The following is a 26,198-nucleotide window of genomic DNA, read 5'->3' as shown; positions in this document are numbered from 1 at the left end:
CGTCCTAATTAATTTGAAATGAGTTAAAAACAGCCGTAATCCCTTCTCCTTTAGTTATTAGTAATCTGCCGTTTTCCAATTGGCCGACCGGCTGGCCGAAACGGTAAATATCTTTAAAATCAGCCAGCATTTTTTCAGGTTCTGAACTGCCGATTCTAAGTTCAAGGAATCGTTCCAAATTGATGTCATTAGCAGAAGAAGGTATGTTTTTTCCTTCCCATTCAATGAGAAAAGGGAGGGGAGAAACAGAACCTTTTGGAAACAGCATCCGCCATTTTAACAGCGATCCATCCGGCCGCTTCCGCTCACCGGCAAAAGGGCCGCTGTACGGAATGTCTTTATCTTGAAAATGTCGGAGGTAGCTTTCCATATCATTAGTTCTTAAGGCAAATTGGAAGGGACGGTTTATTCCTTGGTCAAACGTTTGATTAAACTCCTGAATGAGCGGGTTATCCGACTTGGAGGCTGTTACCTGAGAGTCCATTCCAAGCCATTCAACGTAACAGTCATTGGAGAAGTAACACAGCTCATTATAAGTTCCCCAAAGAGAATGCTTTCCCCCCTGGACTCCTTTCAGCTGGTATTCCTCTAAAAGCTTCTGCCGATCGGATATTGGATTTGCAGAAGATATGACAAGATGATCAAAAGCTAACATATGAGAACCTCCTCTTACATAACATTTTCTGTTAACTGAAAAGCCTCTGAAAGAAGTTGATAAGACTGAAGTCGATTTTCAAATGGTGAAACAATTGTATTAATGATTACTTCTTCGACATTATAATACTCGGCCAGGTTTTCAATTCCGTCTTTTACTTTATTAGGAGAGCCTACGATAATGCGGCTTCGATTTTCTGCAATCTGCTTTTCTTCAAACATTGTGTATGAATAGTTAAAGGCTTCATCAGGGGTAGGAAAATGTGAACGAAGCTCCCCTTGCTCAATTTTTAATAAAGCCAGATCGAGACTGGCAGCCAAGTATTCAGCTTCTGCATCGCTCTCGGCACAGACGACAAATATAGAAACATTTCCAGCTGGCTTACTTTGCTGTAATGAAGGCTGGAAGTAATCGATATAGCGCTTCATCGCTTTTGCTCCGCCGTAGCCATTAATAAAGTGAGCAAACGAATAGGAAACACCGATCTCTGCCGCTGTCCTGGCGCTTGTGCCGCTGGAGCCGAGCATCCAGACAGGAGGGGTAGTATAACCGGAAGGAGAGGCATGGATGCCCATACCTTCTGGGTCTTCTCCGTGAAGATAAGATATTAATTCACGGACCTGGGAGGGATAATTCTCGAGGCGTGGAAGCCTGCCTTTATTAAGGGCAAGATTCACGTTTGGCATTCCGCCCGGAGCCCGACCGATTCCCAGATCAACACGCTGAGGGTATAATGTTTCCAGCAGCCTGAAGGTTTCTGCAATTTTATAGGAACTGTAATGGGGAAGAAGGATACCACCCGTTCCAACTCGGATTCTCTTCGTTTGGCCGAGCAGGTGTGTAGCCAATATTTCGGGCGCAGATCCAGCCAGTGTGTGCGTACTGTGATGTTCTGCGACCCAGAACCGGTGGTAACCTAATTTATCTGCCATTATGGCAAGCTCTGTTGTCTGCTGTAATGCTTGCTGAGGTGTCATCCCGTAAAGAATAGGGGATTGATCAAGTACACTTAATTTCATCATTAGCCGCCCCTTTTTCAACGATTTCTTTTATATCGTGTCATGAGGAAGGATTTTTTGCAAAGTTTTTTAACAAAAGACTGAGATTAAAACACGGGACTGTTTTTAAAGAGGTAAAAGGTTTTTAAAGATGGTTAACTTTTATATAAAAAAGAGCAGGCCGACCGGCGGTCCACCTGCCTTTTTCATATTCCAAGCTACCGGTTAAACAGTCCTAAAAATAGGTTTTCTTTAATTACCGAAGCCGACTGCTTTCCTACTTTTTTTACGTGTAATTGGTCCAGGTCCATTCTTGTAATAAAAGGGATACCGTTTCGATAGTGATTTTTTTCTGAAACAGCAAGCTTTGTATTTTCTTCAATCCCATTCACGATTTCTATGCGTCCGTCATCTCTTAGTCCAGTCTCGACTTGTTTATAATAAACTCTTCCATCCTTGTTCATCTGCCAGACATACGGCTGCTCTTCAGTTTTGAGAGCAGGCTCAAGCACTGCTAAAGCATCCGTTGATTCTGATGTGATAATATCAACATCCGCATGATAACCAGGAAGTATTTCTTCAGACACTTCCGGAATAGTAATTTCTACAGGGTACTTACTCACTTTATTAGCATTAGTATTATCTGAAAAAGTATGAATTTTGGTAACAGTACCTTCCATTTCGGTCGATTTCCCGTCATCCGCCAGCGTTATTGCAGCAGCCATTTGTTCTTCCACAAGTTTTCTATATTTCTCCCTCAGCTGCCCTTTGACAAGAAGGTCAGTTGAAGAAATGGTTAATAAGGGATCCTCTAAAGTTTCAGAAAGGCCGGTGACTACTCCGGCCACAGGGCTTTGGACGGTTATCGTCTGTCCTGTTGAAGTAAGCTGCTCTAGCTCCTCTTCCACCATCGTAAGCTGTGCTTCCATCTGTGACCGCTCTTTTATTTTTTCAGCAATGGCTTCATCTTTAATTATTTGGGCGGCGGCCGAAGAAGCTTGATCCTGTTCTTTATCCTCATCCTCTCCTGAAGACGGAATGCCAAAAGATTCGCTCTCTTGTTCTTCTAAAGAGGCGGCTTCCATTTCTTGAACATATGTATCAATAGCAGCAATCTCTTCCTGTAGTTTTCCGGCCTCAAGCTGTAATGCCTCTGTCTGTTGCTCATAGTCAGTGACTTGATACGTGTAAAGATCATCCCCTTCAGCAATTTCATCGCCTTCATTTACGAGAAAATCATCAAAGGAGCCATTTTCATCCTCAAAATATACAGGGCTGTTCTCTGCCGCTGCAAAAACCCCTCGCATATGTAATGTTTCCTGTAAATCATCAGTAAAAGTACCGGACCAGCTGTTTATGTAAGCCTTTCTTTCCACTTTCTCCCCAGAGTCAAAGTAAAGGAGCAGGATATTGGCTGCTGTGAAAAGAAGCAGGACGGCTAGTAATATTCTTTTTCTTAGATTCTTCCTCATTACCATTCACCCTTTTAGGAAAGAAGTAGTGTAACGATCGAGTGGTCAAAATAGGATAAGCCTGCTGTTCCCGCAAATAAAATAAGATTCCATAAAAGAACACCAGTAATGATCCACCACTTTCTCGAAGTTGATAAACGGGTAATGCAATAAATTTGGAACCAGATAATAAAAAGCTGAAAAATAGATAGACAACCGAAGAAGTAAATCAGCCATTCGATAGAAGTGACATAAGATGCAACCACCCCAAATGAAAAAGGAGAGACATACCAGTCCAGTCCAAAAAAGACCATAAGAGGTATCCAGGTGATACGTTCAAGAAGCATTATAAGCCAAACAGTCATTTGAATAGTGACCACTTTTTTATAGTGTAAGTCAAAGAAGATCCAGTAAATGAAAGGAGTGAAGTAGAGAACTCCTAAGAGTAGGACAACGGAAAAGGCGGCCCTTCCGATCAAAAACCAAACCTTATGCAGCTCATAATCAACACGGCTGAGTATATTTATATCTCCGGATAATGGTTCTGTACCCAGACCAATCCAGGATGTCCATATGTATGTAAGGAGAGTCAGAATAAGTAAGATAAAGAACACGAGCCAGCCTTTTTTTAGTTTTTCTGCTTTTTGTAAAGCGTATATCTGCTCCCGCCTGCGGGTGAGAAGTTTTAACAGATTAATAGAGTATGTCATGACGTCACCTTCCTCAATCCATGTATCCTTTAGTTTAACTGAAAATTTTTAATCTTTCTATGAAAGTTTATCAAAAATTGGTAAATTACTGCTTTACATGGTGGGAAATGTTGTATTTTGTGTCTAAGCTTAATTCTGTGGACTTCTTTAATTCACTGGAGATTTCCCATTCCGTTTGGTTATTTTTGAGACTCTGGCCTGGGAAAAGACTCCCTTTCCATGGGCGGACATTGAGTTTGTTCAGGCAAAAGCCTTCTGGGGCCTCGCCCTTGTTCGGTGTTCCATCAGGAGGCTTCTTTAAAAAGACTGTTCCGTTTACTGTATAAGAGGAATCGAGTATGGGAAATAGCTCGCTTTCCGCGGGGAGCCGGTGAGCTAGCTCGTTACACTCGCGGATCTCACCTGGCTCTATCTCCCTGCAGGAGTCTCGCCATTTCCCAGCCTCTTTACCATTGGTCGTTAAACGGAATATTGTATTTTCAGTAATCACTATTAAGGAAATGATCTTTTCTTACTCAATGTTCCGTTACTCTCAAAAAGAAAAAGGGCCAGGGGAAACGACAAGACTCCTATGGGAGGAAAGAACAGGGTGAGATCCCGGAAGGCTTTAGCCTGAGGAAGCTCAGCGTTCGCCCATGGAAAGCGAGTTGTTTCCCCTGGCCCGGTTTTCTATATCAAGGTAAACGGAACTCTCTTCCCCTTTAGATGAGAATCTCTCTACTCACAAATTTAAAAAACAGGTCTCTCCTTATCCTCTCAAGAAAGAGATAATATCAGCCTTCGTGGAGCCTATGGGTAAAGCAGATAATGTTTTGCACCCCAGTTTTTAGGAAACAATATTAGATAGAAGTGCACAGAAGGAGGATAAGTTATGCCTCGTTATGAACGTGGTTTATTTTTATATAACGGAAACGCAGGTAACGGAGAACTTGAAGATAATCTCGGAGTAACACTCCCAATTATCTCTCAAGAGGTAAAGGAACTCACTGTAATCCAGACAGAAAGCCTGGACGAGTTTAAGAAAACCTGTTGTGAATATGCCTCAACCATTGATGTCCTTTTCATTCTGGGAGGGGACGGAACCATTCATGAATGTATAAACTGTTTAGCAGAAATTGAACCGCGCCCTGTAATTGGAGTGCTTCCCGGCGGCACTTGTAATGACTTCAGCCGTGTTCTTGGAACTCCTCAGGACATGCAGCAGGCGGCCCGCGGTGTAATTAACGGTCAAGAAGTAAAAGTGGATGCCGGACAATCCAACGATGATTATTTTATTAATTTCTGGGGGATCGGTTTAATTACAGAGACATCTACTAATATTGATGAAAATCAGAAGGACCGTTTTGGAGTCCTCAGCTACTTTATCAGTGCTTTTAAAACGATGAATCAGGCTGATCCATTCCGCTTTACTGTAAAAGTCGATGGAGAGGTGTACAGGGATGAAGCGGTAATGATCCTCATTATGAATGGGCGGTTTATTGGCACACGTCAAGTGCCGCTCCCTGATTCCACTCCAGAGGATAATATGCTGGATGTTTTAATGATAAAAAATTCAAACCTTACTCTTTTTCGGGAGCTTCTCGCCATGAATAATCCAGCTGCCGAACCTGAACGTTTCCAGGAATTGACGTATGCAAGCGGCAAAGAGATCTTTGTCGATGTGGAAGTACCTCAGGAAATTGATATGGATGGAGAGATTAAAGGAACAACCCCGTCACACATTAAAGTCCTTGAAGATCATTTCACCTTTCTTTCACCTGACCCTGAAGTCATGAGAAATGTAGAGAAAGGGCGCACACAGACTGAATCTTCTTGAATCAAGAACCCGCTTACATTAAGGAAGCGGGTTTTTTTCTGTAATACTTTAGGAATCTTTGATTCTTTGTTATATTAAACGTAAGAAATAGGGTGGATGAGAGGAAGAGGAATATGGACGAACAGGAATCATACCTTAGAAAAAAACAGGATCCGTCATTAAAATTGTTTGTTGTCTTATCCAAAGCGAATCGCGCAATTTCGGACCTTGTAAAAGACGATATTCAAAGATACGGGCTCAATCCGACCGAATTTGGAGTATTGGAGCTGCTGTATCATGAAGGAGAACAGCCGCTTCAAAAAATTGGGGAAAAGATTTTACTTGCCAGCGGCAGTATTACGTACGTTGTAGATAAGCTTGAGAAAAAAGGTTACATTGAAAGAGTTCCTGATCCGAATGATCGAAGGATTACGTATGCGTCAATTAATGATACGGGGAAACAGCTCCTGCACGACATTTTTCCTGATCATTGGCAGCAGATCGAGAAGATTACCGATGGTCTGAAAGATGAGGAAAAGAAGCAGGCCATTGAACTGTTGAAAAAGCTCGGGATTTATGCGGCTAAATTGAACTAGCACACCTTGTTCATTTGCGTTATACTATAATCAACTAAAGGCAGAGAAAGGAGGTATGAAGGATGTTATCAAAGCACGTTATTGATCGTGAATTATTATATATCAATCGTGCGCTTTTTCATGATTTAACTGTACAAGGGGGAAGTATGCCCATTTTTAGCAGTTAAATAGAAAAAATGATAACGTCTCATACCTTATTTCAGACTGCGAACGTCTAAAAGCCGAAGGTCCTGTGAGGCCTTGGGCTTTTTTTGTTTGCCTTTAGGAGGAAAACAAATGAATATTACGCTGAAAGATGCTTATAAAATAATCGGGGGAAAAGTTATTTTTGAATCCCTGAACTTTGAAATTGATGCAGGAGAGAAAGTCGGGTTAGTCGGTAGAAACGGGAGTGGAAAAACCACAATATTTAAGCTGATCACAAAGGAAGAATCGCTTGACGGCGGGAATCTGTTTATTAAGAAAGGACTCACAATTGGTTATTTGAAGCAGATTTCAGAAACATTTGATGATAACGGAACGGCTTATTTGATGAGTGCATTTAAGGAACTTCATCAAATGCTCGATGACATGAAGAAGCTTGAGAAGGAAATGATTGATCCAGACTGCCTGGAAAAAGCATTAAAGAAATACGGTGAAATACAGGAACAATTTACGGAAAAAGGCGGATATGAAATGGAGTCCATGGTACAGAAGGTCGCACACGGACTTCACATCCATCATTTGCTGGATCAGCCGGTCAGCCGCTTAAGCGGCGGTGAGAGAACAAAGCTGTCTCTCGGAAAAATACTGCTCGAAAAACCGGATATCCTTCTCCTTGATGAACCGACAAACCACCTGGATCTTCATGCGATTGAGTGGCTTGAAAAGTACTTGCAGGAATACAAGGGAGCTGTATGCATTATTTCGCATGACCGGGAGTTTCTTGATGCTGTCGTACACACCATCATTGATGTTGAATCAGGTGATACAGAGCGTTACAAAGGAAATTACAGCTCTTTTGAGAAGCAGAAAGAAGAGAAGCTGCTGGCGGAATTTCACCAGTACCAGGAGCAGCAGAAGAAGATTAAAAAAATGAAGGAAGCCATCCGGCGTTTGCGGCAGTGGGCGAATGAAGCCAACCCTCCGAATGAGAAACTTTTTAAAAAGGCGAAAAGTATGGAGCGGGCTCTTGAGCGCATGGAGAAAATGGATCGGCCGATAATTGATCCAAAACGCATGAACCTGGCTCTGGAAATGAAGGAGCGAAGCGGGGAGAACGTACTGCTTGCTGAAAATGTTGGTATCAGTTTTGATGATAACCATGTTCTTAAAGATGTTTCTCTGCACCTTCGCTTTCAGGATCGGCTGGCTGTCATTGGGACAAATGGAAGCGGTAAGTCTACTTTTATAAAAATTCTGCTCGGTGAGCTCAAGGCAGATAAGGGGAAAGTTCAACAAGGTTCCTCCATTCAAGTGGGCTATCTTCCTCAGCACCCGCTTCAGGGGATTGAAGACAATTGCCGACTGATTGATTATTTCAGAGAACATGTCATTGTAACTGAAGGGCAGGCCCGCCACATCCTCGCAGGCTTTATGTTTTATGGCTACGATGTGTTTAAAAATATCGGCCACTTAAGCGGTGGGGAACGAATGAGGCTGCAGTTAGCTGTTTTTATGCATATAGGAATTAACCTGCTCGTTTTGGATGAGCCGACCAACCATTTAGATATTGAATCACAGGAAGTGCTTGAAGAAGCTTTAAAAGGGTTCTCTGGTACCATAATTGGAATATCGCATGACCGCTACTTTTTAAATCAGTGCTTTAATGAAACTGCCTACTTAGTCGACGGCAAGCTTCACCGTTTTTTAGGAAACTATCAGCAAACCCGCAGCCGCTGGGAAGAACTGCTTGAAGAAAATAGACTAAAGAAGGAAGTCAAAAAAACACATAAACAGCAGCAAACGAGAAGCCATGAAAAACAAATGAAAAGCTATGAACAGCAAATTGAGGAGTTAGAGAATCAGCTGGCTTCTGAAGAATCAGGAAATAGACGTCATACCTTGAAAAGGAGAATTGAGAATTTATATAACCAGTGGCTGGAAAGCTGATTATACCGCCTGTATCTCTTTGGATACAGGCGGCTTTTTATTTTAGGAGCGGTGTTTAAATTCTGCAAATTCCGGGAAAATAAAAGGTATATTTTGTAAATTAATGAGGGGGGCGGCAGAATTGCGCGTATTAGTTATTGGAGCCAATGGTAAAGTAGGAAAGAATATTGTTCAGAAGTTAATGGAAAACGGTCATGAGCCTGTAGCAATGGTTAGAGATACGGATCAGGTGCCTTACTTTGAAGAACAGGGAGCTTCTACGGTGCTTGCTAACCTTGAAAAAGAAATCGATCATGCTTTTTATAATATAGATGCAGTCATTTTTGCTGCAGGGTCTGGACCGAATACGGGTCCCGACAAAACGATTCTTATAGACCAGGAGGGTGCCATAAAATCGATTGAAAAAGCGAAAGCTTATGGGGTTCAGCGTTTTATTATGTTAAGCTCAATGGCTGCAGACCGACCGGAGTCAGCCCCTGTAGAAATTCGTCATTACCTGTTTGCAAAACACCGAGCAGATGAACATGTAAGACAAGCGGGAATTAATTATACAATTGTCAGGCCGGGAATGCTCACCAACGATAAAGGGACAGGAAAGGTGACATTGAAGGAACATATAGATGATTTTGGGGATATTCCAAGAGAAGATGTGGCTGCGGCCATTGTCCATCTGCTGGAAGTTCCTGAATCAGAGCAAAAAAGTTACGATTTAGTCTCCGGAGATCAGTTGATTGAGGATATTCGATGATTATTACAGTGATGTGTCAAGAAGATGTTTATTATGTAAATGAGGCGGGTATTAAAATGGTGACACAGAGTGCAGGTCAGGTAAAGGAGGTTCAACTATGAGTCAGCATAAAGTTGTTGTTTATACAAGTAACGGGTGCTCTCAATGTGAGAAGGTCATAGGAAAGCTTTCGGAATGGGATATCGATTTTGAAGAGAAAAATATCTCAGAGAATAAAACCTACTTTAAAGAACTTCAAAGACAGAACGTATACGGTACACCGGCAACTTTTATTGACGATGAGAAAGTGCTCGGTTACCAGGAGCGAAAGCTTAAGCGAATATTTGGCATTCAAGATAAAGAACAATACCAGCATCTTAATCATTATAACTTTTCATAAAATACCAAGTGATTTTATAATCACTTGTTTTTTTTACACTTTATATAGGGTATGGGCATAGGCTGTAGTAGTAATTAGCAAAGGTGGACTTCTTATGTATTCAAACTCAAATAATTATTATTGGCAGCCACCCTATACCCCTTCTTATCAGCAGATGTACAGAAACTTTATTCCTTATACAACCCAGGATATGAATCAGACACAGCAGACATCTTATATGCCTTACACCATTCCTCAAGCACAGCCGGCTTTTTCAGCACAGGACAGCAGTGCGGGGACTAATCAAATGTATGGCTGGCAGCAGGCATACGACCCTTCCTACATGTATGGTTATGGGTATGGAGGTTACAATGAAGGGGAAGCCAATGGATACACAAAAAAGAACTTGATGTCATATTTCCAGGATGATGAAGGCCAGCTGGATTTCAACAAAATGATGAATACGACAGGGCAGGTCATGCAGACGATTAAGCAGGTTTCCCCGGTGGTTAAAGGAATAGGAACGTTTGTTAAAGGGATGCGCTAAAAACGCTCCCTTTTTACATAGGTAAAGATCTATATGATAATAGATATAAAGGACTACACTTGAAGAGGGTATATGTTTCAAAATGAGGAAAGATGGTGAAGAAATTGTCAACGGCTTGTTTATGTATTCATGGATATACAGGAAGTCCGGCCGAAGTGGAACCACTCGTCGACTATTTAAAAGAGTACACCAAATGGCACATTGAGGCCCCAACATTGCCTGGCCATGGAGAGCGCCTTAATTTAAGAGGCCACTATTACCAGGAGTGGATCGCGACGGCGGAGCTCGCTCTCATTGAATTAAAAAAAGAATACGATCATATCGTTTTAATCGGTTTTTCGATGGGCGGAATGATTGCTTCTTATTTGGCAGCTAAGTATAAAGTAGACCGGCTGATTCTCCTCTCAGCAGCTTTAAAATATATTAGTTTCAGTCAAATGGTTAAAGACATTTTCGGAATGGCAGGGGATGCTTGGAAAGGGGTATTGTCTTCAAATGATTTATACTTGCGTTACCGGACGAAGGTTACCCAGACTCATTTACTCTCCAGCCTCGAGTTTATGCGCTGTGTGGAATTTACGAAACCATATTTAAAAGATATTCAATGCCCAACGCTGATAATGCAAGGGCAGCTTGATGGGATGGTGCCAAGTAAAGCAGCTAACTTCCTTGAGAAAGAGATTAAATCGCCTGTAAAAGAAGTAGTGTTTCTGCCGAAATCGAAGCATTTAATCTGTCACGGAGAAGATTGTGACGTCTTATTCGAGAATGTTCTGAAATTTGCCGTAGACCTATAATTTTTTAAGAAAAAATCCACCCCGTCATTTAGAGGGTGGATTTTCCATTACCTGTCCTGATCATCGCGGAAAAAGGCGATAACAAGACCGCCGTCTCCGGCATAGGTTGATATTAAAGGTCCTGTTTCTGTAAATATTGAATCTTTGAAAGGATATTTTTCTTTAATCATTTGTAGAATTTTCTTTCCATAGGCTTCATCATTACTGTGAGATAAGGCAATCACTTTATTTTCAAATTGATGGGCATATTCCCCGATTTGCTCGATGAAACGGCGGATCGCTTTTTTATTCCCGCGTACTTTTTCTGTAACATCAATAGACCCCTCATCATCAGTAGCTTTCATTAACAGCTTTATATTAAGTGTCTTGGCAATCGTGCCTTTCACACGATCGAGCCGTCCCCCGCGGATGACGTTCTCAAGTGTTTTAAGTACAAACAGTGTTGTTGTCTGCTCGATCCTCTTTTCCATATGTGCGACTATACTTGAAAAATCAGAGGTTTCTTCTATTTTTCTTGCAGCTTCATCAACCAACAGGGCAATGCCGCAGGAAGCGGTCTTCGTGTTTAAAACGGCAATCTCTCGATCAGGTTCTTCTTCAAGCAGCATATCACGTCCAATCCGTGCGCTGTTATAGGTTGAACTTAAGCCTTGCGTCAGGGCGAGGACGAGGATAGGCTGGGCCGTGTCCACTTCTTTATATTTTTCATAAAAATCCTGCGGGCTTGGTGAGGAGGAAGACGGCCAGATATCCGTTTCTTCAAGCTTTTTGTAAAAGGTGGGCAAGTCCATCGTTACACCTGTTTTATATTGTTCTTCCCCAAAATGGATATTAAGGGGTACGACTTTTAGTTGATGCTTATCGATCATAGATTGTGGCAGGTCTGCTCCGCCATCAATAATCATTTGAATTACCATTTCTTCACCTGCTCTCAAAAGTTAATTATTTATCTGTTTTTGGATAACAAAAAAACTATTCACCTTTTTCCGGAAGGTGGGTTATTTTGGGCTTCCTCATTTTTTTTGTGCTGATAATAAAGAGCATCAATCCAAATAATACGATGGAACCGCCAAGCCACTGGGAGGAAGAAATAATTTCATCCAGGATAACGTACGCTAATATGGAAGCTCCAATGGGTTCAATTAAAATACTCATTGAAATTTTTGAAGCACTCACCCACCTTAAGGACCAGTTAAATATAGAATGTCCGAAAAAAGTTGGGATAATGGCAAGTGCTAAAAATACCATCCACTGATCAGATGAATAACCTGCCAAAGGCACCTGTAAGGCAATATTATAAATCAACAGACTTAGAGCGGCTACTCCATAAACGACAAATGTATAGGAGGTAAGGGAAAGCCTTTTTCTTAAGTCTTGGCCTACAAGGAAATAACCGGTTACAGTTACAGCTCCTAAAAGTGCAAGTAAGTCTCCAAGTAATGCAATTCCGCTTACCTGAAAATCTCCCCAGCCAATGATGACGCTTCCGGTGATGGCGATCAGCATACTGAGTACGGCTCCTGCTGAAAATCTTTCATGAAAGAACAAGAACGTTCCAACAAAGGCAAAAATTGGCTGCATGGAAACTAATACGACAGAGCTAGTGACAGAAGTATAATTTAATGATTCAAACCACAAAATAAAATGAAGAGCCAGAAAAATTCCTGACATTCCTGCAAACACCCAGTCTTTCCACTGAATGTTTAAAAAATCTTTCATATGCTTAGCGACTACATAGGGGGCAAGGATTAAAAAGGCGATAAACAATCGGTAAAAAGCAGTAATGGATGCTGGAGCGTCCCCGGCTAATTTTACAAATATGGCTGAGGTTGAAATGGATAAAACACCGATAAATAAAAGAATATATGGATGAAATGGAGGTTTTTCCATAGGAACATCCCCCTTTACAATTAAATGGCTTTCTTAATTTTATCATTGATACGATTGAAAAGCATAACAAAAATGTGTAGAATTAATTATGCTATGTGTGTTATGATGAATGAATCTATCAGGCAGGGTTTTTGGAAGCCTCTCCGTAGCAGAAATATACTGGAGGCTTTTTTTACATGTCCTAATCATAATAGAGGTAGACGATTTCGTGATCTGACAGGGGCGGTCTCCCTTGCAGCTGAAGCGGAGCATAAACGGAGGATTCTGCATCTCCTTAATGATACGATCAACTGCCCGTTTTAGAGAACGAAGTTTCATTTTATATATATAAAGGAGTATGGAAGTGACAACATTTAATTCATTAGGTTTGTCAAAGCCTGTCTTAAAAGCATTAGACACTATGGGTTTTGAAGAAACTACACCGATTCAAGAGCAAACAATACCACTTGGGTTACAAGGCAAAGATGTCATCGGCCAGGCACAGACTGGTACGGGAAAAACAGCAGCGTTTGGTATTCCGATGATCGAAAAAATCGATAAGGATATTCGCAAAGTTCAGGGGCTTGTTGTAGCCCCAACACGTGAACTTGCCATTCAGGTGGCTGAAGAAATCAACCGTCTGGGTAAATTTAAAGGGATTCGTACCCTTCCTATTTATGGTGGATCCAATATGGATCGTCAAATCCGTGCATTGAAAGACAACCATGTAGTTGTAGCAACTCCTGGACGTCTTCTCGACCATATTCGCCGTAAAACCATCAAACTGGAGAACGTGCACACAGCGGTACTCGATGAAGCAGACGAAATGCTGAACATGGGCTTTATCGATGATATCCGTGATATTCTTAAAGCATTGCCGGAGCATCGTCAGACGCTTCTTTTCTCAGCAACAATGCCTAAAGAAATCCGTAATATCGCTACAACTCTTATGAAGAGTCCAGAAGAAGTAAAAGTAAAAGCAAAAGAAATGACGGTCGAAAATATTGAACAGTATTATGTGGAGATCCCTGAAAAGCATAAGTTCGATACTCTGACTCGCCTGCTCGACATTCAAGCTCCAGCTTTAGCGATCGTATTCGGCCGCACGAAGCGCCGTGTCGATGAGCTGTCTGATGGACTGCAGGCTAGAGGCTTTCGTGCTGAAGGAATCCACGGAGATTTAACGCAAGGCAAGCGGATGTCTGTGCTGAATAAATTTAAAAAAGGCCGTATCGAAATCCTTGTAGCTACAGATGTAGCAGCGCGTGGCCTGGATATCTCAGATGTTTCCCATGTTTATAATTTTGACATTCCGCAGGATCCTGAAAGCTATGTCCACCGTATTGGACGTACGGGACGTGCTGGACGTAAAGGGATATCCGTCTCTTTTGTCACTCCGCGGGAAAAAGCACAGCTTAACTTAATTGAGAAGTTGACGAAGAAGCAAGTTGAACGTATGAGCGTTCCATCTTCTGATGAAGCTCGCCGTGGTCAGCAGCAGGTAGCTGTTGAAAACCTGGTAGAGACTATGGAGCAGCAGGATCTTTCCAAGTTCCAAAACTCTGCGAATGAACTTTTAGAACAGCATGATGCTTCCGAAATCATAGCTGCTGCTCTGAAATTGATGACGAAAGAGCGCAGTGAAGTTCCTGTCCGTCTAAGCTCTGTGCAGCCGATCAGTGTGAAGGGTGCCCAGCGCGGCGGTGGAAAAGGAAAAGGCAGCAGCGGCAAGAAGCCATATCGTAAAGATGGCAAGCGTCCATTTAATAAACAAAAATCCCGTAATTTCAAAGGGAAGAGCAACAGAAGTTTCCAGAAAAACAGAAGCTCTAACTAAATAACTAAGAAAAATCCCCCGGGAAGTTTTTTCCGGGGGATTTTTTTGCTTATCTTTGATTCTTGCTTAAAGAGGATGATTGAGCCGTTAATCTTGTTTTAGAAACCTTGGGCAACGGTGAGCTTCCTCGGGCTTTTAGCCTTCCAGGATCTCACACTGTTCTATCCTCCCATAGGAGTCTCGCCGTTTCCCCTGGCCCTTTATCTTATTTTGTGTAACGGAACATTGGGTAAGGAAAGCCTATTTTCATTAGAACGGTTACTGAAACTACAGAGTTCCGTTTCCACCCTCAACGGTAAAGAGGCTGGGGAATGGCGAGACTCCTGCAGGGAGATAGAGCCAGGATGAGAGCCGCGAGTGGAACGAGCTAGCTCATCGGCTCCCCGCGGAATGCGAGTTATTTCCCAGCCTTGTTTCTCTTACTATAGTAAATGGCACAGTCTATGCTCATCCTAAAATGAAAAGCTCTTCCCTAAAAAAATCCCTCGGAGTAATTCCAAGGGCTTTTTACTGATACTGACTGGAAGGACTTAAAGCCTGCTAAACAAAGCGAGAGCCACAAGAAAGATAATCGCTCCCCAGAAAATATATTTACCGTAAGTATTAAACGTCTGCTTCCGCTTCCACCGATTCGGATTAAAAGCAATATCCCCACTGTTGTTAGAATGTTTGGCCCGGTTCTGCCAGAGTGAAAACGGCCGTGCTCCTTTAAGGAGCGGAAGAGCCAGGGCGAAACCGCCAATCAGACCAAACAGGTGCGCCCATACATTAACCCCAGGGCGAGTAAACGTCATAAACAGGCCGAGTATCAAAATAACCATGACAATCTGTGAATTAGCCGGTCCAAGAAGCTCTTTTCGATTGAAAAACATAAATAGATAAACACCAAAAAGACCGAATATGGCTCCAGACGCTCCGAGATGAAGATAGAAGGCGTCAGGAGCAATTAAATAAGTACCGATATTACCGAACGCTCCAGCTGCCATATAAACAATGATAAACTTAACTCTGCCGAGCATCTGCTCTAAGGCGGGGCCGAATAATACAAGCGAGAATGAGTTAAACAGCGCGTGAGTAAAGCCGCCATGTAAAAAAATCGGGGTGATGATTCTCCACCATTCTCCTTGCCCCAGTAAATAATTATTCCCAATGCCAAATCGGTAAAATTCCAAGGCCGGCCCTAACTGTAATATATCTATAAACAGCCATAAGCCGAGGTTGATGGCAACGAGAATTGAAACGACCGGATAAAATTTTAAAAATTCCTGAAAGCTTTCCGTGCGAACAAACATGAGCGGGTTCTCCTTTTTAAAAAGTATTCTATTTCTACTATAATCAAAATTCTAATCTAGTATTCTTTTTTAACATGGGAAAGATCGGGTATACTACAAACATCTAATGAAAAGGGAAGATGAACATGATTAAAGGTATTGGTGTGGATTTGATTGACCTCGAGCGTATTAATGAAAGTATAAGTCGAAATCCACGATTGGTTCAACGAATATTAACTGAAGAAGAGCAGCGGATTTTTCATAACTTAAATGGCCAGCGGCAGGTAGAGTTCTTAGCCGGCCGATTTGCGGTGAAAGAAGCCTTTGCTAAAGCGGTGGGTACTGGCATTGGCCGATTAAGCTTTCAGGACATGGAAGTGCTTCCTGATGCTAAAGGAGCGCCACAGATGAAAGTATCAGGCTTTGATAATTACATCATCTGGGCTGCTATTTCTCACAGCCGGCATCAGGCCGTCGCTCAAGTCGTCCTGGAGGAAGTGTGAGTGGACATATTTACATACATTTATTCATAGCATGGTAATGCGGGTAGGAGGGAACGAATGGATATTGTGACCGCACAGGAAATGTACGAATGGGATCGCCTCGCTATTGAGACGGCTGGAATGCCGGGATCTATGCTTATGGAAAACGCCGGCCGTGCTGTATGCGAAGAGCTGGAAAGCAAGATTCAGCCTAATGATCAGGTAATGGTATTAATCGGCGGAGGAAATAATGGAGGGGACGGCTTTGTTATCGCACGAACTCTAAAAAATCGCGGTTATCATGTACAGGCCTGGCAGGTCGTGCCAGATGAAAAAATTAAAGGGGATGCGCTTGTTCATAAAAAACTGTATGTCCAATCAGGGTATACCGTTCACCCTTTTGAGGATCTTTCATCATGGGAAAAAGAGCTGCATAAGGCTGATGTCATTATTGATGCGATGTTAGGGATTGGGGTGAAGGGAAGTCTTCGGCCGCCCTTTGTTGAAATTGTTCCTATCATTAATGAACATCAGGCCTATACGATTGCTGTTGATATTCCAAGCGGTGTGCCAGCTGACGAAGGAATAAATGATTTTAAAGGCATTCAAGCCGATTTTACGGCAGTCATTGCGGCCCCGAAGCAGAGTGTGTTCCTTGAACATACAAGCCCTTTTTATGGCGAATGGAGGGTTGTTGAAATCGGTCTGCCTTCTACTATTCTTTCCAATCCTCAATGCAGCCATTGGACAGCGGATGATGTGAAAGCGACCTTGCCTGACAGACAAGCATTATCTCATAAAGGCAGCCATGGCAAAGGATTAGCCGTAGGCGGCGCCTTTCATATGCCTGGCTCAATTGCCATGACGGCAAGGGCGGCGCTGAGAAGCGGTATCGGCTTGTTGACAGTAGCCACACCTGAAGAGGCTGTCCCGCTCGTCTCATCGTTTGTCCGGGAAGCAACGTATCTGCCTATCGGAGCGGAGGCTGCTGATTTTTCAGGGTTTAACGGTGTGGCTTTCGGTATGGGAATCGGCAGAGAGGAAAAGAGTTCCTTTTTACTAGATGAGCTTATCAATGGGACGGAAGGCCCGCTGCTTATCGATGCAGACGGACTCTACCATTTTAAAGAAAAGTTAGGAACCATGCCTGGTCCGAACCGTCCGATCGTCTTAACTCCGCACCCTGGGGAATTTGCTCACTTAACCGGCCATTCGATTCCAGAGATTCTCGCTTCTCCTTATTCCATCAGCCGAGATTTTGCCCGTCGTTATGGAGTATATGTTGTGCTCAAAGGACCGAACACGATAATCACTGCCCCGGATGGCAGACAGCGTGTCGATACGTCGGGAAATGCCGGGCTGGCAAAAGGCGGAAGCGGAGACGTACTGTCAGGAGTGCTGCTGGCTCTCATGCTGCAATCCGATTCTGTGTTTGACGCTTTAGCCAATGGCTGTGTGATTCACGGTCTGACCGCTGAACACTTAACCGCTGAAGAGCATTCGATGAGAGGGCTTTTGGCCAGTGACCTGATTGAAGGGCTGTCCCAGACACTTCGTACATTTTCTTAAATCATCCATTGGGTAACGTTCCCTTTGTCATCAGAGAAGAGACAAAGGAGTTGAAATCAAGATGAAGCGTTTCCCGATCCTTTTCTTAATGATCATGACTTTCCTTCTTGTGCTCAGTGCTTGTGGAGAACAATCCAGAGAAGATGTCGTGAAAAAACTCGAAGAACAGCAGGCGGAGATGGCTGGTTATAAAACAGACGCAACGATGACGATGAAAACCGGTAAAGAAGATCAAAAATATCAGATTCAAATCTCCCACAAAAAGAAAGATTTCTATAAAGTGGAGCTTGCCAGTGATCGAGATGAAAAAGGCAGTCAAATCATCCTAAAGAATAACAGCGGTGTGTTTGTACTTACACCGGCGCTGAATAAGAGTTTCAAATTCCAGAGCGACTGGCCGGAAAACACAAGCCAGCCATACTTGCTCGACTCACTGATTAGAGACATAAAAGCCGATAGTGAAGCCGAGTTTAATACGACGGACAATCATTACGTCTTTAAGACGAAAACCAACTACCAAAACAATCAGTCACTGCCATTCCAGGAAGTTTACTTCGATAAGAAAACATACGCGCCTGTCATGGTCAAAGTACTGGATAAAGATTCAGCCTCCATCGTAGAAGTACAGTTCTCTAACTTTGCTCAGAACGATTCCTTTAAGGAAACAGACTTTGATGTCGATGAAAACATGGCGATGGGCAGTACAGAAGATACGGCCGTAAACGCAACAGAAGAGCAGCCGACAGAACCAGAGGAATCATCTGAAGAGTCTGCTGACGCTGAAGTTCTTTATCCTGAAGAAACCTTTGGCTCCAGTCTTTTTGATGAACAGGAAGTAACGACAGAGAATGGTACAAGAACCATTATGACGTATAAAGGAGAAAAAGACTTTACACTAATCCAGGAATCAGCTGTAACGCAGCCGGCAAGTGCCAGAGAAACGGTTGCGGTAAATGGTGATCTTGTGCAGTTATCCGATGGATCAGTGGGTGCCTTATCCAATCAAAAACTTGAATGGACTAAGGGAGATACGACTTATCACGTTGCCAGTAATGAATTGACACAGGAAGAACTAGTAGCTGTAGCTGATTCGGTGAACGGATATTCGGTTAAATAAATGTACAAAATGCAGGCAGGCTTAACGGTCTGCTTTTATTTTTTTCTAAGAGGAAAATGTCAAGAACCAAAAGGATTTGTTATCTAACCGGCAGCATGTATAAGCGCCGCTTCCTATAGTTGACACGTTTTTTTTAACGTTCAATAATAAGAAAGACAGCATTTAGAACAGGGGGCGCTTGGAAGTGTCAGCAGAGAATTATTACAGAGATACCTGGGCAGAGGTAGAGCTGTCCCATATTGCATTTAATATAAAACAACTAAAACAGCGGCTGCGGCCCGATACTGGCATTTACGCGGTTGTAAAAGCAAACGCTTACGGTCATGGCGATATACAGGTGGCCAAAAAGGCGCTGGATGCCGGAGCTGAGCGGCTAGCCGTTGCTTTGCTTGATGAAGCTTTAAAGCTTCGGGAAGCTGGGCTGACAGCTCCAATTCTTGTTATGGGCTGGACGCGGCCGGAGGATGCAGTGATCGCAGCAGAACATGACATTGCCGTTACGGTTTTTCAAGAAGAATGGCTGGAGTCACTTCCGGATTTAAAAAAACCACTCCGTCTTCATATGAAGTGGGATACGGGAATGGGAAGAATCGGTATCCGGTCAACTGACGAAATGGACAGGCTGCTTGCGGGAATTAAGCAGCATGAAAAATTGAAATTAGAAGCAGTATTTACCCATTTTGCCACGGCAGATGAAAACGACACTTTCTACTATAACGAACAGGTGAAGCGTTTTGATCAAATGGCAGCTTATTTAAAAGCAAACTGGCCGGATGAAGTGGAGATGCATACAGGGAACAGTGCGGCAAGCATGCGGTTTCCAGAACAGATGAAACACTTCGTACGTTTTGGAATCAGTATGTACGGGCTTTATCCATCACCTGATGTAAAAGAAGAACAGCCGATTGACTTAAAACCCGTTTTGTCCCTGCACAGCAGACTGGTACACGTTAAAAAAGTAAATCCTGGAGACAGTTTAAGCTACGGAGCGACATATCAGGCGAAGAAGGAAGAGTGGATTGGGACTATTCCTATCGGTTATGCCGATGGATGGATCCGAAAACTTCAAGGCTTTGAAGTTTTGGTTGATGGAAAAAAACACCCGATTGTAGGGCGTATCTGTATGGACCAATGTATGATTAAGCTAGACAAGGAATATTCTTTGGGAAGTCAGGTTACATTAATTGGAAAGCAAGGAAATGAAAAAGTGCATACGGATGATGTAGCGGGTTATTTAGAAACCATTAATTATGAAGTGCCTTGTATGCTTGGCCGGAGAATTCCACGAATGTATTTGGAAAACGGGCATAAAGTAGAAGTAGAGAATTCTTTATAGGTTAGATATTTATGCAGAAAGTCCTATAGCATACTGACGCCAGGCTACATCTTTCACGAAAAAAACCAAAGACTCCTTTGCAATAGACACGGCCTGATGATAAGATTAAATTGGAATTTAATTAGACTGGTTTCTTTTGGGAGAAGATGGTGGAGGTGTATGGTAGTGTCCGACAGCATGCGAGAAATTGTGATTCGGATTCCGAGTAACCTTTTGGTAGAATTAGATGGACATGTTCAAGAGGAAAATAGTGATCGGAGCGATTTCATGTGTAAAGCGACGAAAATGTATCTGCGTGAAGAGAAACAGCGCCATATTAGAGAATCAATGAGACGTGGCTATATGGAAATGGCTAAAATTAATCTTAACATCGCTTCAGAAGCGTTTCAGGCCGAAGAGGAGGCAGATCACACCCTGGAGCAATTAGTGAGCGGGGTGTGAAATCGGTGATAGTCAAACGAGGAGATGTTTATTTCGCTGATTTGTCCCCTGTTGTAGGATCTGAGCAGGGAGGAGTGCGCCCTGTACTCATTCTGCAAAACGATATCGGGAATCGTTTCAGCCCCACAGTAATTATCGCCGCGATTACGGCACAAATCCAAAAAGCCAAACTTCCCACACACGTTGAAATCGATGCAAAGAAATATGGTTTTGAACGTAATTCTGTTATCTTATTGGAACAAATCAGAACGATTGATAAACAGCGTTTGACCGATAAAATCACACAGCTTGATGAGCCGATGATGAAACAGGTCAATGAAGCCTTACAAATTAGTTTAGGACTGATTGATTTTTAAGCAAAGCTGCCTGATAAGGGCAGCTTTGCTTTTTGTATGGTAAATAGTTGAAATAACTTATTGAGTTGGCGAGAAGTTAGGAAAAAGTATAGAATAGAACTAATGAGTACAAAAAATACAGCATATTTGTTAATATTATACCTGTATAGCTATGAACGGGGAATATAAGATCGGGTTAAGTGGAGGTTTATTAATGGACAAGAGATTAAAAGGAATGGTTATTGAATACAGCGATGATATCGTAAAAATGTGGCTGGAAGAAGTGAACAGCAAGAAGTCCAGCGAATATACTTCGTCTATATCGGACGAGCTTTTTGAAAATACTAACAGGGAATTCGTTAACGTTATTTTCTCCAGTATTGAGAAAGATGGAATTTCGTTGGAGCTGGAGGATTTTTCAGAGCGTCTGATTAATCTTGGCTGGCCGCTCAGTTACTTAACTGATGGAATGCAAGTCTTTCGCCGGGTGATCACTGAATTTATTCTGCAGCGATCAGATCAGGTGGATTCTAAGTACTTCGGGGAGGTCCTTCGCCAGGTTGATAACTGGGTGGACCCTGTAATAAATAAGCTCGTTAACGAATTTTCGGGAAGCTGGGAAAACATTGTGTCTTTGCAGAGAGTTGCTCTGCAGGAGCTGTCCGCCCCGCTCATTCCTGTTATGGAAAACATAACAATTATGCCGTTGATTGGCACAATTGATACAGAAAGAGCTAAACTTATTATGGAAAACCTGTTAGATGGCGTCATTAAGCATAATGCAGAAGTTGTGCTTATCGATATTACAGGTGTTCCAGTAGTAGATACAATGGTGGCCCATCACATTATTCAGGCAGCAGAAGCCGTGCGTCTGATCGGTTCACGCTGCATTCTGGTAGGTATTCGTCCGGAAATTGCGCAGACGATCGTTAATCTGGGGATCGATCTTGGAAAGTTCCCTACAAAGAGCTCGCTTCGCAAAGGCTTCCAAACGGCCCTGGAATTAACCAACCGCACCATTGAACAAACACAAGATAAAGAAAAAGATATAGAAAAGCTAATTGATTCTCTGGACGGGGAGTGATAACAGTGAGAATACCTATTTTAAAGCTTCATAACTACCTGCTGATTTCGATTCAAATTGATCTGGACGACCAAACGGCCATTCAATTTCAGGAGGATTTATTAAGTAAAATTCATGAAAGTGGATCTACAGGCGTTGTCATCGATTTAACGTCTGTTGATATTATTGATTCCTTTATCGCAAAGGTTCTTGGTGATGTAGTCACAATGTCTGACCTAATGGGGGCCAAAGTGGTTCTCACTGGAATCCAGCCTGCTGTAGCCATGACTTTAATTGACCTGGGAATTCATTTGCAGGATGTCCCAACTGCCCTGGATCTTGAACAAGGATTGATCAAACTGCGACAGGAATTGGAGGAGTGAGAATGGATATCCAATCCTGTGTCAATATCAAAAAAGAGTGGGATATTGTAGGCGCAAGACAGCTTGGCCGTGATATTGCCAGAAAGATTGGCTTTGGAACAGTGGACCAGGCCAGAATTGCGACCGCTATCTCCGAATTAGCGAGAAACATTTATTTGTATGCAGGGACAGGAAAGATCTGCTTTGAACCAATTGAAGATATGAATCAAAAAGGGATCACCATTATTGCGATGGATGATGGACCCGGAATTAAAGAATTAAGCCTAGTAATGGAAGACGGATTTTCCACATCGGGCGGTCTTGGAGCAGGGCTGCCGGGGGTAAAAAGATTAATGGATGATTTTAATATATTCTCTGAATATGGCAAGGGGACCGAAATCAAAGTCGTTAAATGGCTCCGATAGAGGGGGGATACGATGAGTACGCTTAAACTCGATTTGGAAAATTATAAAGAATTAATGCACCAATATATAAAGACACAAGATGAGCAGGCTCTTTATCAGGCTGAACAATTTAGTAAGCACTCAATGCAGCAGAACATTTCTCCCGAAGAAATAATTAATGTACACATTGAGTCTTTACAGCAACTATACCCTGATATGCCTGAATATATTCAGTCTTCCATGGATTTCCTTCTAGAGACGATGATTTCTTATGGATTGGCTTATCAAGAGTATCAGGCTCTGAGGGAAAGACAGCTTGAACTGAAGTCGGAAATTTCTGTTGCTGCTAATATGCAGCAGACGCTGCTTGCTACAGAAAAACCGGAGTTTGACGGTCTGGAAGTAGGAGCGGTAAGCGTCCCCTCTAAGCAGATGAACGGAGACTATTATCACTTCGTAAAAGATGAAGATGGTTCTCTTGGTATAGCCATTGCTGACGTAGTTGGTAAAGGCGTCCCTGCTGCACTTTGTATGTCCATGATTAAATATTCAATGGACAGCTTTCCTGAAAACTTGATGGATCCTGGTGTCATCTTAGGCAGTTTAAACCGCGTGGTGGAACGAAACGTGGATGCCAGTATGTTTGTTACGATGTTTTACGGATTATATAATATGCAGGATCACGTCTTCAGATTTTCCTCTGCCGGCCATGAGCCTGGTTATTACTACAATAGTCAGAAGGATGAGTTTGAAGAAATCGACGCTTCAGGACTTGTCCTGGGTGTCTCATCTGAAGCTACTTACGAGCAGTGCTCTCAGCAGATTAATGTTGGTGATATGGTGATACTGCTTACGGACGGTGTAACAGAGTGCAGGCAGGGGGACCGCTTTATAGAAGAAGATGAGGTCCTTGAGATTATTAGAAAATATTCTCATCTCCCGGCTCAGGAAACAGTCGAGCAAGTGTATAAGCATTTTGAGCGGCTGCAGGATTTCTACCTGCGAGATGATTTTACATTAATAATTTTAAAGAGAAAGGTTTAGAATAATATCCGACCGGGTATTTTTACTCTACTGAACTTTTTTAAGATTCAAGGGGAGGCATACGAGATGAATTTAACAATTGATGTTACAAATAAAGAAAATATAGCCGGAGTGGCACTTTCCGGAGAGGTAGACGCATTTACAGCACCGAAGCTGAAAGATACGCTGCTCCCTCTTACTAAAGAAAACGGCCAGACAGTGGAAGTAGACCTGCAGGACGTAAACTATATGGATTCTACAGGGCTTGGTGTTTTTATCAGCGCTCTTAAATCTACAAAGGAGCATGACACTTCTTTAAAGCTTGTGAATATGCAGGATAGAGTTTACCGTTTGTTTAAAATCACTGGATTAACCGAGATTATGGACATTGAGAATAAAGTACAAGGTGGAATGTAATCATGGAATCATTTGATTTTGTTGAGGTGAAAGTTCCTGCTAAAGCTGAATATGTGGGTGTTGTGCGCTTGAGTACCTCTGGAATCGCTAATCGTATGGGGTTTGGTTATGAAGAAATTGAAGATTTAAAGGTAGCGATTTCTGAAGCGATTACGAACGCTGTGAAGCATGCTTATAAGGAAACAGGCGAAGGTGAGATCACCATCGGCTTTGGAGTTTATAAGGACCGCCTTGAAGTAATGGTAGCCGACCATGGCGGAAGCTTTAATCTGGGTGAAATTAAGGAAGATATCGGACCTTACCAGCACAATGATGATATCGGCGAACTGCGGGAAGGCGGGTTCGGACTTTTCTTAATTGATGCCCTTATGGATAAAGTTGAGATTAACAGCAAATATGGAGTTATTGTCTTGATGACAAAATACCTTCATGAAAATGAGGTGGGGCAGGATGGCGACAAAATCTCAACATCACAATGATGAGGTTTATGAATGGATCGCATTTTTACAAGAAAATCCAAGAGATGAAGAAATCCAGGAAAAAATCGTCTTAACTTATAATGATTTAGTCGAATCCATTGCCCGTAAGTATTCAAAAAACAGTACGATTCATGAGGACCTTGTCCAAGTGGGGATGTTAGGTCTGCTTGCTGCGATTCGACGGTATGACCCTGAGTTTGGGAAATCATTCGAATCTTTTGCAATACCGACAATCATTGGAGAAATAAAACGTTTCATCCGCGACAAAACTTGGAGTGTACACGTTCCGCGTCGGATTAAAGAACTTGGTCCAAAGATAAAAAAAGCAGCAGAAGAGCTGACAAGCGACTTGCAGCGTTCCCCTTCTGTTCTTGAAATTGCTGATTATCTTGAAGTTTCTGAAGAAGATGTACTGGAAACAATGGAAATGGGCAAAAGCTATAAAGCTCTTTCTGTTGATAGGAAAATTGAAGCGGATTCAGATGGAAGTACAGTGACGATTCTTGACCTGATTGGGAATCCGGAAGGCGGCTATGATCAAATTGATCAGAAAATGCTGCTTCAGAAAGTATTGCCCATCTTGAGTGAACGCGAACAGGAAATTCTTCAGTGTACGTATTTTGAGAATTTGAGCCAAAAAGATACCGGAGAAAGGCTGGGTATCTCACAAATGCACGTTTCTCGCCTTCAGCGTCGAGCTCTTCGAAAACTAAAAGAAGCCTTACAGGCAGAATCGGTTGAGGCTTTTTAGTGGAAGCGGACTCTGCAGCTAAAGTAGCTGTCTCCATTTATCAGAAGGCGAAAAAAGGGAATTATTATTGTGGAGATAGTTATTACTACAAAGAGACAGATGGAAAGTTTGTATGTGCGATTGCGGACGGTTTAGGAAGCGGAGAGCTGGCAAGCGAATCTTCGCAGGCTGTTATGGATGTTATTGAAAAGTACCCTGACTTGGAGATTGAGTCGATTATTACTAAATGCAATGATGCTTTACTTGGCAAACGCGGAGTTGTGCTAGGCATACTTAATATCGACTTTACGGAACAAACCTATTCCTATTCCTCTATTGGGAATATCGGAATTATTATCATAGATCAGGAAGGGAAAAGGAGCCGAAATATTCCGCTTGCAGGATATTTGGCCGGATACCCTCGAAAATTACGTGTGAGCCGAGGCAAAGCTGAACGAGGAATGATGTTTCTTATGTTTTCCGACGGTGTACAGGATCGGAAATTATCGGCAAAGCATATAAATTCAACAAATCCGGAAGTAATGACTCAGCAATATAAAGAGCTTTATGGTAATAGTATTGATGACGATACGACACTTATTGCCATGAGTTATAAATAAAGGGATCTTATTCTTGGAAAAATTCATGAATAAGATCCCTTATTAAGTGTGTAAGGTTTGATACAATATAAGGTAGATCGACAGATGAGGAGGACTC

The 26,198-nt window shown here is 42.4% G+C and carries 30 protein-coding genes; 23 read left to right on the top strand and 7 right to left on the bottom strand.

Annotated features, from left to right (window positions below):
* Positions 1-4: 4 nt before the first annotated feature.
* The 4 genes from B7E06_RS19720 to B7E06_RS19705 form a co-directional block, all read right to left on the bottom strand.
* Positions 5-655, bottom strand: coding sequence for a VOC family protein (locus B7E06_RS19720; protein ID WP_082235587.1), 651 nt, complete (start codon positions 653-655; stop codon positions 5-7).
* 14 nt (positions 656-669) lie between these two features.
* The gene (locus tag B7E06_RS19715; protein ID WP_082235586.1) at positions 670-1,677 is read right to left on the bottom strand and encodes an LLM class flavin-dependent oxidoreductase; all 1,008 of its coding nucleotides are present in this window, start codon (positions 1,675-1,677) and stop codon (positions 670-672) included.
* Positions 1,678-1,871: 194 nt separating this feature from the next.
* Positions 1,872-3,125 (bottom strand): efflux RND transporter periplasmic adaptor subunit, encoded by a 1,254-nt coding sequence (locus tag B7E06_RS19710; RefSeq protein ID WP_179134100.1) that lies wholly within the window; start codon positions 3,123-3,125, stop codon positions 1,872-1,874.
* 14 nt (positions 3,126-3,139) lie between these two features.
* On the bottom strand, positions 3,140-3,814 hold the full coding sequence (locus B7E06_RS19705) for a hypothetical protein (protein WP_082235584.1): 675 nt from the start codon (positions 3,812-3,814) through the stop codon (positions 3,140-3,142).
* Positions 3,815-4,685: 871 nt separating this feature from the next.
* On the opposite strand from B7E06_RS19705, the gene B7E06_RS19695 reads away from it, so the two are divergent.
* The 8 genes from B7E06_RS19695 to B7E06_RS19665 all read left to right on the top strand — a co-directional run bounded on the left by B7E06_RS19695 (position 4,686) and on the right by B7E06_RS19665 (position 10,746).
* Complete coding sequence (locus tag B7E06_RS19695) at positions 4,686-5,630, top strand: YegS/Rv2252/BmrU family lipid kinase (protein ID WP_082235582.1); 945 nt, start codon at positions 4,686-4,688, stop codon at positions 5,628-5,630.
* A 113-nt stretch (positions 5,631-5,743) separates the two neighbouring features.
* The gene (locus B7E06_RS19690; RefSeq protein WP_082235581.1) at positions 5,744-6,205 is read left to right on the top strand and encodes a MarR family winged helix-turn-helix transcriptional regulator; all 462 of its coding nucleotides are present in this window, start codon (positions 5,744-5,746) and stop codon (positions 6,203-6,205) included.
* Positions 6,206-6,267: 62 nt separating this feature from the next.
* Complete coding sequence (locus B7E06_RS22290) at positions 6,268-6,372, top strand: RAxF-45 family protein (RefSeq protein ID WP_281249131.1); 105 nt, start codon at positions 6,268-6,270, stop codon at positions 6,370-6,372.
* A gap of 109 nt (positions 6,373-6,481) precedes the next feature.
* Positions 6,482-8,296, top strand: a complete 1,815-nt coding sequence (gene abc-f, locus B7E06_RS19685; RefSeq protein ID WP_082235580.1) for a ribosomal protection-like ABC-F family protein — start codon at positions 6,482-6,484, stop codon at positions 8,294-8,296.
* Between the two features lie 121 nt (positions 8,297-8,417).
* The gene (locus B7E06_RS19680) at positions 8,418-9,044 is read left to right on the top strand and encodes an SDR family oxidoreductase (RefSeq protein WP_082235579.1); all 627 of its coding nucleotides are present in this window, start codon (positions 8,418-8,420) and stop codon (positions 9,042-9,044) included.
* Positions 9,045-9,141: 97 nt separating this feature from the next.
* On the top strand, positions 9,142-9,423 hold the full coding sequence (locus B7E06_RS19675) for a glutaredoxin family protein (RefSeq protein ID WP_082235578.1): 282 nt from the start codon (positions 9,142-9,144) through the stop codon (positions 9,421-9,423).
* 94 nt (positions 9,424-9,517) lie between these two features.
* Positions 9,518-9,949: a YppG family protein gene (locus tag B7E06_RS19670; RefSeq protein WP_082235577.1), complete on the top strand. Its 432-nt coding sequence runs from the start codon at positions 9,518-9,520 to the stop codon at positions 9,947-9,949.
* Between the two features lie 95 nt (positions 9,950-10,044).
* Positions 10,045-10,746, top strand: a complete 702-nt coding sequence (locus tag B7E06_RS19665) for an alpha/beta hydrolase (RefSeq protein ID WP_342743647.1) — start codon at positions 10,045-10,047, stop codon at positions 10,744-10,746.
* 47 nt (positions 10,747-10,793) lie between these two features.
* Here the strand turns inward: B7E06_RS19665 and B7E06_RS19660 are convergent, their stop codons facing one another.
* Positions 10,794-11,663 (bottom strand): DegV family protein, encoded by an 870-nt coding sequence (locus B7E06_RS19660; RefSeq protein ID WP_082235575.1) that lies wholly within the window; start codon positions 11,661-11,663, stop codon positions 10,794-10,796.
* A 55-nt stretch (positions 11,664-11,718) separates the two neighbouring features.
* On the bottom strand, positions 11,719-12,636 hold the full coding sequence (locus B7E06_RS19655; RefSeq protein ID WP_082235574.1) for a DMT family transporter: 918 nt from the start codon (positions 12,634-12,636) through the stop codon (positions 11,719-11,721).
* A 343-nt stretch (positions 12,637-12,979) separates the two neighbouring features.
* On the opposite strand from B7E06_RS19655, the gene cshA reads away from it, so the two are divergent.
* A complete protein-coding gene (gene cshA, locus B7E06_RS19645; RefSeq protein ID WP_082235572.1) occupies positions 12,980-14,452 on the top strand; it encodes a degradosome RNA helicase CshA in 1,473 nt (490 codons plus the stop codon).
* Between the two features lie 530 nt (positions 14,453-14,982).
* Here the strand turns inward: cshA and B7E06_RS19640 are convergent.
* Positions 14,983-15,744: a rhomboid family intramembrane serine protease gene (locus B7E06_RS19640; RefSeq protein WP_082235571.1), complete on the bottom strand. Its 762-nt coding sequence runs from the start codon at positions 15,742-15,744 to the stop codon at positions 14,983-14,985.
* A gap of 125 nt (positions 15,745-15,869) precedes the next feature.
* On the opposite strand from B7E06_RS19640, the gene acpS reads away from it, so the two are divergent.
* From acpS to B7E06_RS19570, 14 genes are all read left to right on the top strand, one after another.
* The gene (gene acpS, locus B7E06_RS19635; protein WP_082235570.1) at positions 15,870-16,226 is read left to right on the top strand and encodes a holo-ACP synthase; all 357 of its coding nucleotides are present in this window, start codon (positions 15,870-15,872) and stop codon (positions 16,224-16,226) included.
* Between the two features lie 57 nt (positions 16,227-16,283).
* Complete coding sequence (locus B7E06_RS19630; protein WP_082235569.1) at positions 16,284-17,774, top strand: NAD(P)H-hydrate dehydratase; 1,491 nt, start codon at positions 16,284-16,286, stop codon at positions 17,772-17,774.
* A 61-nt stretch (positions 17,775-17,835) separates the two neighbouring features.
* Positions 17,836-18,891: a LolA family protein gene (locus tag B7E06_RS19625; RefSeq protein WP_082235568.1), complete on the top strand. Its 1,056-nt coding sequence runs from the start codon at positions 17,836-17,838 to the stop codon at positions 18,889-18,891.
* A gap of 184 nt (positions 18,892-19,075) precedes the next feature.
* Entirely contained in the window at positions 19,076-20,227 is a 1,152-nt protein-coding gene (gene alr / locus B7E06_RS19620; RefSeq protein ID WP_082235567.1) for an alanine racemase, read from the top strand.
* Between the two features lie 159 nt (positions 20,228-20,386).
* Entirely contained in the window at positions 20,387-20,668 is a 282-nt protein-coding gene (locus B7E06_RS19615) for a CopG family ribbon-helix-helix protein (RefSeq protein WP_082235566.1), read from the top strand.
* A gap of 5 nt (positions 20,669-20,673) precedes the next feature.
* Positions 20,674-21,024 carry a type II toxin-antitoxin system PemK/MazF family toxin gene (locus B7E06_RS19610; protein WP_082236075.1) on the top strand — a complete coding sequence of 117 codons (351 nt, stop codon included), beginning with the start codon at positions 20,674-20,676 and terminating at the stop codon, positions 21,022-21,024.
* Positions 21,025-21,217: 193 nt separating this feature from the next.
* A complete protein-coding gene (locus B7E06_RS19605) occupies positions 21,218-22,087 on the top strand; it encodes an RsbT co-antagonist protein RsbRA (RefSeq protein WP_082235565.1) in 870 nt (289 codons plus the stop codon).
* A 5-nt stretch (positions 22,088-22,092) separates the two neighbouring features.
* Positions 22,093-22,449: an STAS domain-containing protein gene (locus B7E06_RS19600; RefSeq protein WP_082235564.1), complete on the top strand. Its 357-nt coding sequence runs from the start codon at positions 22,093-22,095 to the stop codon at positions 22,447-22,449.
* Between the two features lie 2 nt (positions 22,450-22,451).
* Complete coding sequence (locus B7E06_RS19595) at positions 22,452-22,853, top strand: anti-sigma regulatory factor (RefSeq protein ID WP_082235563.1); 402 nt, start codon at positions 22,452-22,454, stop codon at positions 22,851-22,853.
* Positions 22,854-22,865: 12 nt separating this feature from the next.
* Positions 22,866-23,876 (top strand): PP2C family protein-serine/threonine phosphatase, encoded by a 1,011-nt coding sequence (locus B7E06_RS19590; protein WP_082235562.1) that lies wholly within the window; start codon positions 22,866-22,868, stop codon positions 23,874-23,876.
* A gap of 66 nt (positions 23,877-23,942) precedes the next feature.
* Positions 23,943-24,272, top strand: a complete 330-nt coding sequence (locus tag B7E06_RS19585) for an STAS domain-containing protein (protein WP_082235561.1) — start codon at positions 23,943-23,945, stop codon at positions 24,270-24,272.
* 2 nt (positions 24,273-24,274) lie between these two features.
* Entirely contained in the window at positions 24,275-24,751 is a 477-nt protein-coding gene (gene rsbW, locus B7E06_RS19580) for an anti-sigma B factor RsbW (RefSeq protein ID WP_082235560.1), read from the top strand.
* Positions 24,723-25,502, top strand: coding sequence for an RNA polymerase sigma factor SigB (gene sigB, locus B7E06_RS19575; protein ID WP_082235559.1), 780 nt, complete (start codon positions 24,723-24,725; stop codon positions 25,500-25,502). Before rsbW ends, sigB begins: the two co-directional genes overlap by 29 nt.
* Complete coding sequence (locus tag B7E06_RS19570) at positions 25,502-26,101, top strand: SpoIIE family protein phosphatase (RefSeq protein ID WP_082235558.1); 600 nt, start codon at positions 25,502-25,504, stop codon at positions 26,099-26,101. The genes sigB and B7E06_RS19570 overlap by 1 nt, the downstream gene beginning before the upstream one ends.
* Positions 26,102-26,198: the final 97 nt, after the last annotated feature.

The organism is Halobacillus massiliensis, assembly GCF_900166625.1.
GTDB classification, from domain to species: Bacteria; Bacillota; Bacilli; order Bacillales; family Halobacillaceae; genus Halobacillus_A; species Halobacillus_A massiliensis.
Note: the sequence above shows the minus strand (reverse complement) of the source record. Positions and strands in the feature narration are given on the sequence as shown.